The organism is Thiorhodococcus minor, from assembly GCF_010820565.1.
Taxonomy (GTDB): Bacteria; Pseudomonadota; Gammaproteobacteria; order Chromatiales; family Chromatiaceae; genus Thiorhodococcus; species Thiorhodococcus minor.
Genome location: NZ_JAAIJQ010000293.1, coordinates 1 through 857 on the forward strand (window position 1 = coordinate 1; position 857 = coordinate 857).

Here is an 857-nt window from a genome sequence, read left to right on the forward strand (position 1 = left end):
CATATCGTTACCCATAAGTCCCACTCACGGATCGTTGCGCCTCCAAGGCGAGCACAAAGTCGGCTGCGCGCTGCAGACCGATCCACAAGGTCTTGGAGCCGGGGAAGCCATCGCCTTTGCGATTGAGGAAGCCGCCCAGGGTGGCCACCATGCGCACCATGGTGTCGAGCGGCGGCGGCTGCTCGGGCGGGGGCTGGCGCTGGGTGACAAGGTAGACGGCCTTCCACTCCGCCTCGTCGAAGACGACGTCACAGGGCAGCTCGGGACAGTCGCGTCCGAGCTGCGTGAGAAACAGGACCCGCCAGGCGATGATGAGGTAGAAGGCGATCGCCGGCTCCAGGCGCGCGCGCCGCTCCAACTGCAACTCCTCAATCTGGCAGCCGCTTTTCAAGATCTTGAAAAACAGCTCAACTTGCCACCTGCAGAGATACCAAGAGAGTATTTCGATCGCTTGCTCTGGGGTCTCGACCGGGAGGTTGGTCAACAGCAGCCAGTCGAGCGGGTCCTCATCGGCGGGTGGATCGACGTCGGTTGCCAACACGGCTGTGACGGTGACCGTCGGCAACGTGCGATCGGGACGGCGTGGAGCCTTCAAGCTCACCCGCGCGACCCTGATCTGCTGGGTGACGGTGCGCGCCCGTCGCCCCTTCGCGGGCGGGCGCTCGAAGGTGATCTCGGTGAGCGCCTTTTGCGCATCGAGCGCAGCGCGCAGGGTTCGCCCGTCCGTGAGCAGACGCTCCTGATGCTGAGCGCGCACCAGCCAGTCGGCACCCTGCTCAGGACAGGGCGCCTCGACAAACAGCTCGTAGAGATCGCCCTCGCGATCGGCGATGTAGGTCAAGCGGGTGTCGGGCAGG

At 65.0% G+C, this 857-nt stretch carries 1 protein-coding gene; it reads right to left on the bottom strand.

What is annotated here, in order from left to right; translation table 11 throughout:
* Nucleotides 1-7 precede the first annotated feature (7 nt).
* A partial coding sequence (locus tag G3446_RS27025) for an IS4 family transposase (protein WP_164456731.1) occupies nucleotides 8-857 on the bottom strand: 850 nt, incomplete at its 5' end.